12 protein-coding genes are annotated in these 14,871 nt (G+C 43.3%); 5 read left to right on the forward strand and 7 right to left on the reverse strand.

Annotated elements, in window-relative coordinates; all coding sequences use genetic code 11:
* Positions 1-15 precede the first annotated feature (15 nt).
* Positions 16-2,721 carry an aconitate hydratase AcnA gene (acnA, locus tag BM100_RS05880; RefSeq protein WP_092508873.1) on the reverse strand — a complete coding sequence of 902 codons (2,706 nt, stop codon included), beginning with the start codon at positions 2,719-2,721 and terminating at the stop codon, positions 16-18.
* Between the two features lie 281 nt (positions 2,722-3,002).
* On the opposite strand from acnA, the gene BM100_RS05885 reads away from it, so the two are divergent.
* A complete protein-coding gene (locus tag BM100_RS05885; protein WP_092508875.1) occupies positions 3,003-3,848 on the forward strand; it encodes a hypothetical protein in 846 nt (281 codons plus the stop codon).
* 350 nt (positions 3,849-4,198) lie between these two features.
* Entirely contained in the window at positions 4,199-4,951 is a 753-nt protein-coding gene (locus tag BM100_RS22490; protein WP_139216934.1) for a hypothetical protein, read from the forward strand.
* A gap of 53 nt (positions 4,952-5,004) precedes the next feature.
* Here the strand turns inward: BM100_RS22490 and cysB are convergent, their stop codons facing one another.
* A complete protein-coding gene (cysB, locus tag BM100_RS05895) occupies positions 5,005-5,979 on the reverse strand; it encodes an HTH-type transcriptional regulator CysB (RefSeq protein ID WP_092508879.1) in 975 nt (324 codons plus the stop codon).
* A gap of 359 nt (positions 5,980-6,338) precedes the next feature.
* On the reverse strand, positions 6,339-8,936 hold the full coding sequence (gene topA, locus BM100_RS05900; RefSeq protein ID WP_092508881.1) for a type I DNA topoisomerase: 2,598 nt from the start codon (positions 8,934-8,936) through the stop codon (positions 6,339-6,341).
* Between the two features lie 307 nt (positions 8,937-9,243).
* Here topA and BM100_RS05905 point away from each other — a divergent pair, with 307 nt between their 5' ends.
* Complete coding sequence (locus tag BM100_RS05905) at positions 9,244-9,495, forward strand: YciN family protein (protein ID WP_092508883.1); 252 nt, start codon at positions 9,244-9,246, stop codon at positions 9,493-9,495.
* A 140-nt stretch (positions 9,496-9,635) separates the two neighbouring features.
* On the opposite strand, the gene sohB is transcribed toward BM100_RS05905, so the two are convergent.
* The gene (gene sohB, locus BM100_RS05910) at positions 9,636-10,682 is read right to left on the reverse strand and encodes a protease SohB (protein WP_092508885.1); all 1,047 of its coding nucleotides are present in this window, start codon (positions 10,680-10,682) and stop codon (positions 9,636-9,638) included.
* A 237-nt stretch (positions 10,683-10,919) separates the two neighbouring features.
* On the opposite strand from sohB, the gene BM100_RS05915 reads away from it, so the two are divergent.
* Together BM100_RS05915 and cobO are read left to right on the forward strand one after the other, a co-directional pair.
* Positions 10,920-11,684 carry a YciK family oxidoreductase gene (locus BM100_RS05915; RefSeq protein ID WP_092508887.1) on the forward strand — a complete coding sequence of 255 codons (765 nt, stop codon included), beginning with the start codon at positions 10,920-10,922 and terminating at the stop codon, positions 11,682-11,684.
* On the forward strand, positions 11,684-12,280 hold the full coding sequence (gene cobO, locus BM100_RS05920) for a cob(I)yrinic acid a,c-diamide adenosyltransferase (protein WP_092508889.1): 597 nt from the start codon (positions 11,684-11,686) through the stop codon (positions 12,278-12,280). Before BM100_RS05915 ends, cobO begins: the two co-directional genes overlap by 1 nt.
* 69 nt (positions 12,281-12,349) lie before the next feature.
* On the opposite strand, the gene rluB is transcribed toward cobO, so the two are convergent.
* The 3 genes from rluB to rnm all read right to left on the reverse strand — a co-directional run bounded on the left by rluB (position 12,350) and on the right by rnm (position 14,862).
* Positions 12,350-13,288 (reverse strand): 23S rRNA pseudouridine(2605) synthase RluB, encoded by a 939-nt coding sequence (gene rluB, locus BM100_RS05925; RefSeq protein WP_092508891.1) that lies wholly within the window; start codon positions 13,286-13,288, stop codon positions 12,350-12,352.
* 64 nt (positions 13,289-13,352) lie between these two features.
* The gene (locus tag BM100_RS05930) at positions 13,353-13,973 is read right to left on the reverse strand and encodes an L-threonylcarbamoyladenylate synthase (protein ID WP_092508893.1); all 621 of its coding nucleotides are present in this window, start codon (positions 13,971-13,973) and stop codon (positions 13,353-13,355) included.
* A 16-nt stretch (positions 13,974-13,989) separates the two neighbouring features.
* Positions 13,990-14,862, reverse strand: coding sequence for an RNase RNM (gene rnm / locus BM100_RS05935; protein ID WP_092508895.1), 873 nt, complete (start codon positions 14,860-14,862; stop codon positions 13,990-13,992).
* Positions 14,863-14,871: the final 9 nt, after the last annotated feature.

Genomic DNA, 14,871 nt, shown 5'->3' on the forward strand with positions numbered 1-14,871 from the left:
TTCATTACTACTATCTTATTTAAGCATATTACGAATGACGTAATGCAAAATACCACCATTATAGAAATAAGCCAGCTCTGTGCCGGTATCAATACGGCAACGGGCATTGACCATGATTTCTTGTCCATTGGCATAAGTAATTTTCACCGGAATCGTCTGCCCAGGTTTAATATTGCCTAATTCTGCAATATCAATTTGTTCATCTCCCGTCAGGTTTAATGTCTTACGACTGGTACCTTCAGGGAATTCCAGTGGCAATACCCCCATGCCGATTAGATTCGAGCGATGAATACGCTCGAAAGATTCCGCTATTACAGCCCGAACCCCCAATAATCGTGTTCCTTTTGCTGCCCAGTCACGACTTGAACCCGAACCGTACTCTTTGCCTGCAATAATGATCAGCGGCGTTTTTTCCTCTTGATAACGCATAGCTGCATCATAAATGGCGAGCTGGGATTGTGATGGAATGTGGCGGGTATATCCCCCTTCAATTCCAGGCACCATTTCATTGCGAATACGGATATTGGCAAATGTTCCCCTCATCATGACTTCGTGGTTACCACGTCTTGAACCATAAGAGTTAAAATCTTTTGGTGTAACGCCATGCTCTTGTAAATAACGTCCTGCGGGGCTATCTGTTTTGATGTTTCCTGCCGGAGATATATGATCCGTTGTAACCGAATCTCCCAATATAGCCAGTATGTGAGCCTGATGAACATCAGTCACAGGTGCAGGTTCAACGGTCATATCGCTAAAGAATGGCGGATGGCGGATATAGGTTGAATCCGGTTGCCAGAAATAAGTCGCTGAACTTTCTACATTCAAAGATTGCCAGCTTTCGTCCCCATCAAATACCGCATTGTATTCTTTATGGAACATCTCCGTTTTAACTTTCTCAACGGCTTCCGCAACTTCTTGACTATTAGGCCAGATGTCCCTCAAGTAAATATCATTGCCCTGTTGATCCTTCCCGATAGGTTCACGGGTCAAATCTTTCTTCATGCTGCCGGAAAGTGCATAAGCGATCACGAGCGGTGGTGATGCCAGCCAGTTCGTTTTCACCAAAGGATGAATGCGCCCTTCAAAATTTCGGTTACCAGACAGCACTGCGCCTACAGTCAGATCATTCTGCTTAATTCCCGCTTCAATGGGATCAGGCAACGGGCCTGAGTTACCGATACAAGTAGTACAACCATATCCCACCAAATTGAAACCCAATTGTTCCAAATACGGCATGAAACCGGCTAACTTAAGATAATCTGTCACTACTTTTGAGCCGGGTGCCAGTGAGGTTTTAACCCAAGGCTGGCGCTGTAGACCTTTTTCAATCGCTTTTTTGGCAAGTAAACCCGCTGTCATCAAAACATTGGGGTTAGAAGTATTTGTACACGAGGTAATGGCAGCAATAACAACTGCACCATCCTGCAATGAAAAAGTTTGGTCATCCAAAGTGACAGATATTTCAGATGAATGAGCCTGTGCTTTATGAATATCCAGCTCAACAGCCGATTGGAACGCTTGTGGGACATTCCCCAGCGAAACCCTATCCTGTGGGCGTTTTGGCCCAGCCAAGCTGGCTTCTACTGTTGACATATCCAATTCAAGATTGCTAGTGAAAACAGGTTCGTCCCCTGCGTTACGCCACAATCCCTGAGTTTTGCTATAAGTCTCTACCAAAGCAATTTCTTCTTCATTGCGTCCGGTTAAGCGCATGTAGCTTAATGTAATATCATCAACCGGGAAGAACCCACATGTGGCGCCATATTCAGGCGACATATTGGCAATGGTCGCTCTATCCGCCAAGGGCAAATCAGACAATCCATCGCCGTAGAATTCGACGAATTTGCCTACAACGCCATGCTGGCGCAGCATTTGAGTTACAGTCAGCACCAGATCCGTCGCGGTGATCCCTTCCCGCAATTTACCGGTCAATTTAAAGCCAACTACATCCGGGATTAGCATGGAAACAGGTTGCCCCAGCATGGCCGCTTCGGCTTCAATTCCACCGACACCCCAGCCCAGAACACCCAATCCATTAATCATCGTGGTATGGGAATCTGTTCCGACCAATGTATCAGGATAGGCAAAATTTTTACCCTCTTGATTTTCATACCAAACCGCCTTACCCAGATATTCGAGATTAACTTGATGGCAGATCCCTGTTCCCGGCGGCACAACACGAAAACGGTTAAAGGCTTTTTGCCCCCAACGCAGGAACAGGTAACGTTCATAGTTACGTTCCATTTCAATCTGAACATTTTCTTCAAATGCTTTATCTGTACCAAATTTATCGACCATCACTGAGTGATCTATGACCAAATCAACCGGTGATAGCGGATTCACTTGTTCTACATTTCCACCGAGCCTCAACACCGCCTCTCGCATAGCAGCCAGATCCACCACCGCCGGAACACCTGTAAAATCCTGCATTAACACCCGGGCAGGACGATAGGCGATTTCTCTGTCTGCATGGCCGCTTTTCTGCCATTCCACCAGCGCCTTCAAATCATCTTCGACAACAGATTCACCATCAATATTGCGAAGAAGATTTTCGAGCAGGACTTTCAGGGACTTGGGTAAGCGGGAGATTTCACCCAATTTTTCGGATAACAGAGGTAAGCTGTAATAGTGGTAGGTTTTACTGCTAATCGGTTCCCCATTGATCGATTTACTATTGATCAATAGCGTTGAAGCACAGTCCGTTTTTAAATTAAACGACATAACCCCTCCTTTTCTTATTATGGTTAACTACACTATTAAACATAACATATAAAAAAACATTTGTTGTTCAGCGATCACACATTTTGCTAACTGACTGTAAAACCTCACTTATTGATAAACTTTATTGATGACAATTCAAAATTAGTTGTGTTTTATTCGTAGTGAATAAATAAGCAGAACATTCGACAGTATTTGTTACTAGAGGCTTTACTCTTTGATTTGAATACTGATAGCTGTATTCAAATTCTTTGATTGGTTAATCACAAATTGGAGAATCAACTATGGATATAAAAACAGACAAAACACACAAAGATTATTTAAGTCATATACAACAGGCCGACCAATTTTTCTCCACGGAATTTAATGTTAATAGTAAGAATGGTAAGTATTCTCTGGGGGATTATCGGTTCAGCGATACAGATGGCCTTGTCCAGTTTGTCATAACCTCACAAGTTACTGATAAAGCACATGCCTTACAGCAATTAGACAATATCAAAAAAACACAGATAGCCCTTTCCTCAATAGCTACTGACTATATAGCCAAATATACCGATGTTCATGGCAAGCAGTTTAAAACTGATATTCAATTCTGGAGTGATGTCATCGCGAAATTGCCACTGATGAGCATCCAGAATATCGAAACTCAAACCTACCGCCATGACATGATAGGTTTTTCCATTGCAACGAATTTACTCCAACTCATTATGGACATTGTATTGACTACCCATTCACCCGGTATGAAAAGTTTTGCTAATTTCTTACAAAAACAAGGAGATGCAATCAGAATGGGATTGGAGCAAAATGATGATTATTATTCTACTCTGACATTGGCCAGTGTCATTGAGGCCGTCGGCATGGATGGGCAAATCATATACATTCCCAAAATAAAACTGTATAAAATTGATTTTGATAGAAGTAATTCGGAAATGACATCAAATTGCGCTTCCAATAAAAGTGTCAATGTTGAGTTTACTTACTCTTCCTGCGTAGCACTATTTGATTATCAGGCGTTGGAGGATCCTCAAATAAAAACCTCTTTTGATAACTTCATTCTTAAGCACAGAACATCATCAATAGAAGATTCCGATAGCTTTTTCAGCGGTGAATTTAAACCAAGCTCTGATTGACAACCCCCCTTAATGAGGTCGTTTCAAAATGCTGAAGCGGCCCTCTTCATATTTTGGCTAATACTTATTTTTCTAATGTTTATGCCTGTTAAATTGGCTCCAGTCAGCATAAGTTTAACCATTTTCACGATTGTTAAGCATTATTCGCTTGTTGTTTCATGAAAATGGGTAGATAAAGTCTGTTGTTTGCACAAACACTAAAGTTACATCCGCGTCAGCCTTCTTGGTGTTTTATTGTTACTTATTAGCTTTCGACTATAAAGGGTGAATGCAGAAAGATTGCAAGCAACAATGATGATAACCCAAAAATCACTATTGCCTTGCTAACGGGATGTGTTCATATAAGTAATATGAGTTATAAAACCTTTCCTTTAATGGATTATTTTTATTTTCTAGAAGTAAACCAATTAATTAAAGAATATTTAACAGATGACGGAGTTTGTTCACTAAAAATAATAGCCTATGACTTCAACAAATTAAAACCTATAGACAACCAAGAACCTGATTCGATTACCCGTGCCAGGTTAGTGAGTATGGGATTCGAAAGGTGTTTTGCTGAATATGTACTGCGAGATAAACATGAGTTGGATATAACCAGAGAAAAGTATAAGCGCTATATTCTTATTCACTTGATATATGAAGATAACATTGCTGACGCAATGTATGCTTATCGCCTTGCAATCAGTACATATTGGTTTCATTTCCAACCTGACGCCCCAACAAGAACTTATCCCGAAGTGTTTGATGGAGAAATGCCTGGTAATATACAAAGCTCATCTACTCGCCCTCAATGGGAACCACGGAATGCTCCTCCTGCTTTTGTAGCTCCCTCCAGAAACAGAGGAAGAGGTTCTTCCACAATGCACCCATCAAGTTCCAGGACATCCAGAATATCTCAACGTAACCAGCCACCTTCCTATCGTCTTGTAGGCCTTTACGAGCCACCACCGAGCTATGATTCAGTTGTAAATCAAAACGCGCCCCCCAGTTCCGGCCAAGACAGAGCGGGCCCATCCCATTTTTCACCTACTGGCCCGACAAGTTCTCTAGGACAAAGCCAAAATCCGTTTCAAGCCAGAGGAAGAAGAAGGGACAGAAGATAAAAAAAATCACCTCCTACTTTCAGGAGGTGATTTAATCTGTTTAATCCGTTTTTTTATATAATCGGTAATTCAATGTCTTTGAACATTTCTTCGATTTCTTCATTAGAGCGTAATGCAACCGCTTTATCTACAACATCTCGAGTAAGATGTGGCGCAAAACGCCAGATAAAATCATACATATAGCTGCGCAGGAAGCTGCTGCGCCGGAAACCAATCTTCGTTGTGCTGTAACTAAATCTATCACGCATATCAATGCGTACCAGATCGCTGTCTTGAACAGGCTCAACGGCCATACTGGCAATAACGCCTACCCCCAATCCTAAGCGCACATAAGTTTTAATCACATCGGCATCTGTTGCCGTGAATACTATCTTAGGCTTCAAGCCAGCTCTATCAAAAGCAACATCCAACTCAGAGCGCCCAGTAAAGCCAAAGGTATAGGTTACAATCGGATATTCCGCCAATTCTTCGATAGTGACATTCTGTCTATTGGCAAGAGGATGTTCTTTCGTTACCACGACAGAACGGTTCCAATGATAACAAGGCAACATAATCAGATCGCTGTATAGATGAAGCGCTTCGGTTGCAATGGCAAAGTCACTGTTCCCCTTGCAGACTTCTTCCGCAATTTGGGTGGGTGAACCTTGGTGCATGTGAAGCGAAACATTAGGATAACGCTCAATAAAGCCTTTAATGACAGGAGGCAACGCATATCTTGCCTGTGTATGGGTAGTCGCAATATATAACGAGCCACGATCTGGATAGGTATGTTCACTGGCGACAGAACGAATCGAATCTATTTTTGACAGAACCTCACGTGAAATACGGACAATTTCTTCACCAGCCGGAGTCACATGTGTTAGATGTTTGCCACTGCGCGCAAATATTTGAATACCCAACTCATCTTCAAGCATCCTGACTTGTTTGCTGATCCCTGGTTGAGAGGTGTACAATCCTTCCGCTGTAGAAGATACGTTCAGGTTGTGATTAACCACCTCTACAATATAACGTAATTGCTGTAGTTTCATATCAGCACTGTCCCTAATAATAGTGTACGAATGTTTTGTAATTTAATAAATTTCTATATTTCTAATGGTTATTCGCTTATAACCATATGATATATTTACTTATAGGCATATAACCACTATAACACCTGCTGTATATTTATATAACAAATAATTAGGTTGGGTAACTATTATTGAATACTTGTTGCAGATATATTGTGTTTTGATTCTGCTTAAATACAAAAAAAAGCCAGTCCTGAAGACTGGCTTTTTAGAAAGAAAAAGTACGTTTTTGATAAAAAAAGAAATATCTGTCTAAATATGTCACCATGAACTACACCGCAATAATTGCGGCATAATTCACCATTTTATCACTATCGTGATTACTTCTCTTTTACGACCCAAGCACCATCAACAAAAAATGCTGTCCATCCGGTAGCTTTGCCGTTCTTCTCGGAAGAAACGTATTGCTGCTTGGTTTTGCGGCTAAAACGTACTACCGTTTTATTTCCCTCAGGATCAGCCGCAGGTGCTTCAGCTAAATAACGTAGCTTTTCCGGCAAACGATCTTTGAAGCGAGCAAGTTCTTCAACCAATGGTGCACGAGTTTCACGTGATTTAGGGAATGTATTGGCTGCTAAAAATACTCCGGCAGCTCCATCGCGCAATACAAAGTAAGCATCCGACTTTTCGCAGGCCAATTCTGGCAACGGAACCGGATCTTCTTTCGGAGGAGCCACTTCCCCATTACGTAAAATCTTACGGGTATTCTTGCACTCTTCGTTTGTACAACCCATGTATTTACCAAAACGCCCCATTTTCAGATGCATTTCAGAACCACATTTGTCACATTCAACGATAGGGCCATCATACCCTTTGATGCGGAACTCACCCTCTTCAACTTCATAACCATCACAAGCAGGGTTATTACCACAAACATGCAATTTGCGCTGGTTATCAATCAGGTAGCTATCCATTGCCGTGCCGCATTTCTTACAGCGTCGACGGGCACGCAATGCATTGGTTTCCGCATCCTCTCCTTCCAGGATATTCAGTATTTCATTTTCTGGGATCAGATTGATTGTTTGCTTGCAGCGCTCTTTCGGTGACAGAGCGTAACCGGAACAACCGAGAAATACGCCCGTAGTCGCTGTGCGAATTCCCATAGCTCGATTGCAAGTCGGACATGCAATCGAAGTAATGACCATAGGATTTGGCCGCATACCGCCTTCATCAGGATCTTTGTTGGCAACCTCAAGCTGTTCACTAAAATTAGAGAAGAATTCATCCAGTACACCTTTCCAGTTCGCTTCATTATTGGCAACATGATCAAGCTGGTCTTCCATTCGCGCAGTGAAATCATAGCTCATCAATTCGTTGAAATTTTCTTCCAGACGATCATTGACGATTTCACCCATTTTCTCTGCATAGAAGCGGCGGTTTTCAACACGCACATAGCCACGATCTTGGATGGTTGAAATAATTGACGCATAGGTCGATGGACGACCAATTCCACGCTTCTCAAGCTCTTTAACCAAAGAGGCTTCACTGAAACGAGCCGGGGGCTTTGTAAAGTGCTGGCTTGGAAGCAACTGCTGTAAGTTAAGTTCAGTACCAACTTCAATGGTCGGTAATGTTTTATCTTCATCTCCCTTGCGCAAGGCTGGCATCACTTTTGTCCAACCGTCAAAACGCAAAGTGCGCCCTTTTGCACGCAGTTCAAAATCACCGGCTTGAACAGTCAGTGTCGTTGAATCATATTTCGCAGGCATCATCTGACAAGCGACGAATTGGCGCCAAATAAGCTGATACAGTTTTTGAGCATCAGCTTCCATGTCTTTCAACTGTTCGGCCATAACTTCGACATTAGAAGGCCGGATCGCTTCATGCGCTTCTTGAGAATTTTCTTTACTGCTGTAAACATTGGCGCTCTTCGGCAAGTATTTGTCACCGAAATTATCACTGATATAGCCACGAACCATATCCAGTGCATCCTGACTCAAATTAGTTGAGTCGGTACGCATATAAGTGATGTGACCCGCTTCATATAAACGTTGCGCCATCATCATTGTCTTTTTGACCCCAAACCCAAGCCGCGTACTTGCCGCTTGTTGCAATGTTGAGGTAATGAACGGTGCGCTCGGTTTACTGGACGTTGGGCGATCTTCACGGTCAATGACTTTATATTTTGCCTTTTCAAGCAAAGATACAGCAGCCTGTGTTTGCTGCTCATTAACCGGCTTGAACGGTTTTCCCTTTTCATGGGTTACTTCCATATGGAGAGCAACCTCATCCTTAGCCACTAAATCCGCATAGAGTTGCCAATATTCTTCCGGCACAAACGCTTTGATTTCACGCTCTCTCTCGACCACAAGGCGAACTGCGACAGATTGAACCCGCCCGGCAGATAATCCTCTGGCCACTTTTTTCCACAATAGCGGTGAAACCATATAACCGACAACACGATCCATAAAACGGCGTGCTTGCTGAGCGTTGACTCGGTCAATATTCAATTCACCGGGCTTATCGAAAGCGTGAGTAATTGCATTCTTGGTAATTTCGTTGAATACGACTCGACTGAAACGAGCTTCATCCCCACCAATAATTTCCCGCAGATGCCATGCAATGGCTTCTCCTTCGCGGTCAAGGTCCGTTGCCAGGTAAACATGTTCAGCCTTTTCAGCTAACGCCTTCAGCTCCGCAACAACTTTTTCCTTGCCGGGTAGAATTTGATAGTTTGCTGCCCAACCATGGTACGGATCGACACCCATGCGATTTACCAGCGCTGTTTTCTCATCTTTTTTTACTTTCTTTTTATCCTTATCGGTAGATGAGCTTGAACTCTTTTGACTTGCTGACCCACTTGTCGGCAGATCACGGATATGACCCACACTGGATTTTACAATGTAGTCATTCCCCAGATATTTATTGATTGTTTTGGCTTTTGCCGGGGACTCCACTATAACAAGAGCTTTAGCCATAGTTACCTTTACCTAATTATCTTCTTTTCAGATGGCGAAAATCACGGAGTTATGTTGCGATATATAAAATAAAATCTCTTTTTATATTGCGATAGATTTGCAAGATATCAACTAATTTTTATCTTGTACTTTTGTTTCAGCGCAAAACCCTTTGAAATATTTAAGGTATTTTATATCCCAACACAAACCGTGCAATTATATGATTTAACAGTTGTAAACAAAATATTCCATCTGCATGACGAAAAGCCCACACTCTACCTGATAAAAAACGATGCGCAACAACTTATTTTCGGAAGGAGCACAATAAATGCAAACTGAAACCATGCCCATTACGCGAGAACTGTTACTAAAAAAAGCAAATGAAATCATTAGGAAGCACGAAGATTTTATACAAGGAATGTATGCAGAGAGTGTGGAGCAAAAAGGAGGAGTGTTAGTGTTCCGCGGTGAATACTTTTTAGATGAACATGGATTACCGACGACTAAAAGCACAGCAGTGTTTAATATGTTTAAACATTTAGCGCATATACTGTCCGATGAATATCACTTAGTGGATTAGAAAATTAATCCGCCACAATTGTTCTGTTATCAATAATAATGCGGGTAATAAAGGGCATAATGTCTTCTATTTACCCGCATTAATTTTAATCGATTATTATGACAATTAATTCAATATCGGTTAATTGCCATTACACATAATCACAATAGAGGCTTTTCACCTCTTTGCCACCAGCGCATAAACAATTTATCGACGTTTTCCATCGCGCTTCCCATGACTCGTTCAACGACACGTTTACGACGAGAATAACTAACACCGATAACTTCGCAATGTTCAATCTGTGAGATCAGAAAATCATCACTGACTCCTACGTCATCAATCAGGCCATACTCTTTTGCTTGTGTTCCGTACCAATATTCACCTGTAGCCACCTTTTCCACATCCAAAGATGGGCGATGCTGGTGAATAAATGATTTAAATAATTTATGCGTTTCGTTCAAATCTTCCTGAAATTTCTTCCGACCCTGCTCTGTGTTTTCTCCCAAAACAGTCAGAGTACGCTTGAATTCCCCGGCAGTATGTAACTCAACATCAATATCATTTTTCTTCAGCAATCGATGAATATTTGGCAACTGAGCCACGACACCAATAGAACCGATAATAGCAAAAGGCGCAGCAAGAATACGATCAGCCACACAAGCCATCATATAACCACCACTTGCAGCAACTTTATCCACGGCAATGGTCAGGCGTATTTCTTTCTGACGTAAACGTGCCAACTGAGATGCAGCCAACCCATAACCATGCACCACTCCACCGGGGCTTTCCAGACGCAGCAAAACTTCATCTTTTTTATCTGCCACCGCCAGTATGGCACTGATTTCTTCACGGAGAGAATCAACTTCATGGGCATCCATACTGCCTTTAAAATCCAGCACATAAAGACTTGGCTTTTGCAAGCCCGTTTGGCCTGCTTTGGCTGCCGTTTTTTTCTGTTTAGCGTCGTTCTTTTCCTGTTTTTTCAATGCCTTTTGCCAGATTTTTTGTTCTGCTTCGCTCATGCGAGCCTGCTGCATCTGGCGCTGCTTTTCTTTGTACAATTCACCGAGATTAGTGAGTTTCAACTCCCCTTTATGCATTGTTTTACGGACACCTAATCCGATACAAAATACCGCCAGAACAACGATAGCCAATACCACTGTGAGTACTTTCGCTAAGAACAATCCGTATAGAGACAAATATTCCACAGATCCACCTTTATTATCTTATGATGAACAATATGTTTCATTCTAACCAAAAACCGAGGGGTGCGCTCTAACAGTTTACTGACCCCTTCTCAATGCGTGCTATTTTGTTATTTCCAAGGCCCTTGATATTTGACGATGGCTTTAAGTTTTGTTCTGATTACAGTCTTCAAGTGCCATCCCGAAATGGTAACCAATGGGTTTCCAAGAATCACAAGAAAATCACAGGAAAAGTGTTCGATGTTCAATTACCATCCCAATGATGATCTGCTGCAACAAAAAATTATTTTAGTCACGGGTGCCGGTGACGGCATCGGGCGGGAAGCTGCCTTGACTTACGCTCGCCACGGCGCACAGGTTATTTTGCTGGGACGCACTACCGCTAAATTAGAAACCGTCAAACAACAAATTGAAGCCAACGGTGGTTTACCCGCCGATATCTACACTATGGATCTTCTGACTGTAACCACAGAAGAATGCCAAAATTTTGCCGCCGAATTGGCTCAACGTTATCCTCGTTTAGATGGCGTGTTACACAATGCAGGCCTGCTGGGCGTTGTCGCCCCGATCATAGAACAGCCCCCTCAACTCTGGCATGAAGTCATGCAAGTGAATGTTAATGCCACCTTTATGCTGACTCAGGCTCTGATCCCGCTGTTATTAAAATCCCCTTGTGGCTCTTTGGTATTTACCAGCTCCAGTGTTGGCCGCGAAGGCCGGAGTGGTTGGGGCGCTTACGCAGTGTCTAAATTCGCCACCGAAGGTTTCATGCAGGTTTTGGCGCAAGAATATCAAGGTACGTCTTTGCGCATTAATTGCATCAATCCCGGCGGAACCCGTACCAGCATGCGGGCCAGTGCGTTTCCTGATGAAAACTCAGGCAAATTGAAAACGCCTGCCGATATAATGCCCGTTTATCTTTATTTGATGGGTGATGACAGCCAAAATGATTCCGGCATTAGTTTTGATGCCCAACCTGGTCGAAAAGCGGGGCCTGCTGAATAATGACAAGGGATAACAGCCAGCACCAAAAAAGACAACAGCGCCTGAAAGAAAAAGTCGACGCCCGTATCGAGGCGGCACAGCAAGAACGGGGGATCGTTATTGTATTCACCGGGAATGGAAAAGGAAAAACCACGGCTGCATTCGGCACTGTCACTCGTGCAATCGGGCACGGGCAACGTGCTGGTGTTATCCAATTCATCAAAGGAACATGGGAAAGCGGAGAGAGGAATTTACTGTTACAACACGGTGTTCAATTTCATGTAATGGCAACCGGATTTACATGGGAAACCCAAAACCGTGAAACAGATACCGCTGCCTGTCTGGTTGCCTGGAAACAGGCGGCAGACATGTTATCAGATCCTTCATTGAACCTTGTTGTTTTGGATGAGCTGACCTATATGGTCAGTTATGGTTATCTGGAATTGACGGATGTCCTGACGGCTCTCAAGCAGCGCCCCTCACACCAAAGTGTCATCATCACCGGGCGTGGGTGTCATCGGGAGTTGCTGGAATACGCTGATACCATTACAGAAATGCGTCCAACTAAACATGCATTTGATGTAGGAATAAAAGCTCAAAAAGGAATTGATTGGTAAACAAACCCGCTGTTTCAGTCTGGGTTGGAGTTCAGGCCAACCGTCGCGATTAAAACAGCGGAATAAGAATTAACGACCTTTAGAGGTTGTATTTCTAGATGTCGTATTTCTCCCGGCATTTTGACGAGAGCTACTAGCAGGGCGTTTTCCGGCAGGACGGGCGGCAACTTTCGCATGTCGTTTTACTGCACGGCGGATCTGATTAGCTTTGATTCGGCGTTGATCACGTTCAACAGCCACTTTAGTCACCATTTCATCACCCAAACCAACTAACTGACGCAAATAGTTGGTTTGCTCCAGGCCCAGTTCAGTCCACCCAGCACGCGGCAAGCCTTTCGGCAAATCGATATCGCCATAACGTACACGGATCAGGCGGCTGACCTGCACGCCGACAGATTCCCACAAACGTCTGACTTCACGGTTACGACCTTCTGTCAACGTGACGTTGTACCACTGGTTAATCCCCTCACCGCCTTTAAACGTGATAGTTTTAAATGATGCTGGGCCATCTTCCAGTTGAACACCCTGAGTTAGTTGGCGAAGCTTTGCATTATCCACTTCACCGAAAACACGGACAGCATATTCACGTTCTACTTCACGGCTTGGATGCATCAAACGGTTTGCTAATTCACCATCCGTTGTAAACAGCATCAACCCACAAGTATTGATATCCAAGCGCCCGACAGCAATCCAGCGTGCGCCCTGCATTCTTGGCAGACGATCAAACACGGTAGGACGACCTTCAGGATCGTGGCGAGTACACAATTCACCTTCCGGTTTGTAATAGGCTAAAACACGGCAAATATCTTTCTGTGCCTCTTTAATGTTTAAAATCCGCCCATCCAGACGAATCTTGATTGAGGGTTTAAATTCGATTCGATCGCCCAGCGTTGCGGTCTTGCCATCAATGCTAATGCGCCCTTGTTGAATATACCCCTCAATTTCGCGACGGGAACCATGACCAGAACGCGCGAGAATCTTTTGTAACTTTTCTGTTTTATCGCTCATTGAGCAACCTCTGCTGTCGCCTTCACAGGCGTCGTATTTGAAATAAGAAATTAAAGCACTCACCTTATAAAAAAGGTGTTACATCACCTTCGCCTTCGCGAAGAATTACTGGTGAATCTCCAGTTAAATCCACTACCGTTGTCGGCTGCTGCCCAAGATAACCACCGTGAATAATTAAATCAACTTGTTTACCCAACGTATCTTTAATCTCTTCTGGATCAGACTCTGCAAAATCATTTCCGGGCAAAATCAAGCTGCATGACATCAATGGTTCGCCCATTTTTTCCAGCAGGTCTAAAGCGATAGGATTGGAAGGAACACGCAACCCGATAGTTTTACGTTTTTCATTCATCAAACGGCGGGGAACTTCTTTTGTTGCCTGCAAAATAAACGTGTAATTTCCGGGCGTGTTATTCTTAATCAACCTGAACGCTTGATTATCCACGTGGGCATACGTCGAAATTTCGGAAAGGTCACGGCACATCAGCGTAAAATTATGGCGACCTTCCAATTGACGAATACGACATATGCGGGACATTGCATCTTTATTTTCAAGGCAACAACCAATGGCATAGCCGGAATCTGTCGGATAGATAACAACCCCGCCCTTTTTCAGTACATCCACGCTTTGGTCAATAAGACGAGTTTGTGGATTGTCAGGGTGGATATAAAAAAACTGGCTCATAACATAACCTCTATTCTCATGCAGTCCCAATCCGTGACCAGTCGTGCCATATCGGAACAACATCACCGGGTAACCACAAATTTCGCCCGAGTTCTATCCATGAACAAGGTTGGTGAAAATCCGATCCTAATGATACTTTCAACCCATATTCTCTTGCTAATTGACCAAGTTGTTGTCTCTCATTAGGTGCTTGCTGGCACTGTGCAACTTCCATTGCATCACCACCATGTTGTTTAAACCAAACTATTAGTCGTTTCAGCCATTTTGTCGACAAATCATACCGGCCCGGATGGGCAATGACAGCTTGTCCACCAGCTTGGTGAATGGTTTCAATAGCTTGCTCAATTGTACACCATTGAGGCCGTACATAACCGATTTTTCCCTTTGCCAGATACTTTTTGAACACTTTCTGGATTGTCGGCTCAACACCTGTTTCAACCAGAAAGCGGGCAAAATGCCCGCGAGTAACTTGCCCGCCATTCGCGAGCCGGGATGCACCTTCCCAAGCACCGGGAATACCCGCTTTAGCTAAACGGTTCCCTATCTCAATACCACGCTGATTTCTTAAACTGACTTGGTTTTTCAGAAATTTTCTCAAGGAAATAGAATTAATATCGATATTTAAACCCACAATGTGGATTTCAAAATTCTCCCACAGCGTTGAAATTTCAGCGCCAGATACTAATGTCAGTGGCAGATTATTTTGTTGGATATGGTTTAAAGCAGGTTCAATGCCTTCCGTTGTATCATGATCGGTAATTGCCAATACATGAATCCCCATGGCAACGGCTCTGTCTACAAGCTGCTCAGGTGATAAAACCCCATCTGAAGCGGTCGTATGGCTATGTAAATCATAGCGTCTTGTCATTTCACTGGCAGCTTCAGTCATTATGTCGTA

It is taken from the genome of Xenorhabdus mauleonii, from assembly GCF_900113945.1.
Classification (GTDB): domain Bacteria; phylum Pseudomonadota; class Gammaproteobacteria; order Enterobacterales; family Enterobacteriaceae; genus Xenorhabdus; species Xenorhabdus mauleonii.

Excerpts from the sequence above, each read along its gene's own strand:
- acnA (WP_092508873.1), bottom strand. The coding sequence starts at position 2,721 with ATGTCGTTTAATTTAAAAACGGACTGTGCTTCAACGCTATTGATCAAT.
- BM100_RS05885 (WP_092508875.1), top strand. The coding sequence starts at position 3,003 with ATGGATATAAAAACAGACAAAACACACAAAGATTATTTAAGTCATATA.
- BM100_RS22490 (WP_139216934.1), top strand. The coding sequence starts at position 4,199 with ATGAGTTATAAAACCTTTCCTTTAATGGATTATTTTTATTTTCTAGAA.
- cysB (WP_092508879.1), bottom strand. The coding sequence starts at position 5,979 with ATGAAACTACAGCAATTACGTTATATTGTAGAGGTGGTTAATCACAAC.
- topA (WP_092508881.1), bottom strand. The coding sequence starts at position 8,936 with ATGGCTAAAGCTCTTGTTATAGTGGAGTCCCCGGCAAAAGCCAAAACA.
- BM100_RS05905 (WP_092508883.1), top strand. The coding sequence starts at position 9,244 with ATGCAAACTGAAACCATGCCCATTACGCGAGAACTGTTACTAAAAAAA.
- BM100_RS05915 (WP_092508887.1), top strand. The coding sequence starts at position 10,920 with ATGTTCAATTACCATCCCAATGATGATCTGCTGCAACAAAAAATTATT.
- cobO (WP_092508889.1), top strand. The coding sequence starts at position 11,684 with ATGACAAGGGATAACAGCCAGCACCAAAAAAGACAACAGCGCCTGAAA.
- rluB (WP_092508891.1), bottom strand. The coding sequence starts at position 13,288 with ATGAGCGATAAAACAGAAAAGTTACAAAAGATTCTCGCGCGTTCTGGT.
- BM100_RS05930 (WP_092508893.1), bottom strand. The coding sequence starts at position 13,973 with ATGAGCCAGTTTTTTTATATCCACCCTGACAATCCACAAACTCGTCTT.
- rnm (WP_092508895.1), bottom strand. The coding sequence starts at position 14,862 with ATGACTGAAGCTGCCAGTGAAATGACAAGACGCTATGATTTACATAGC.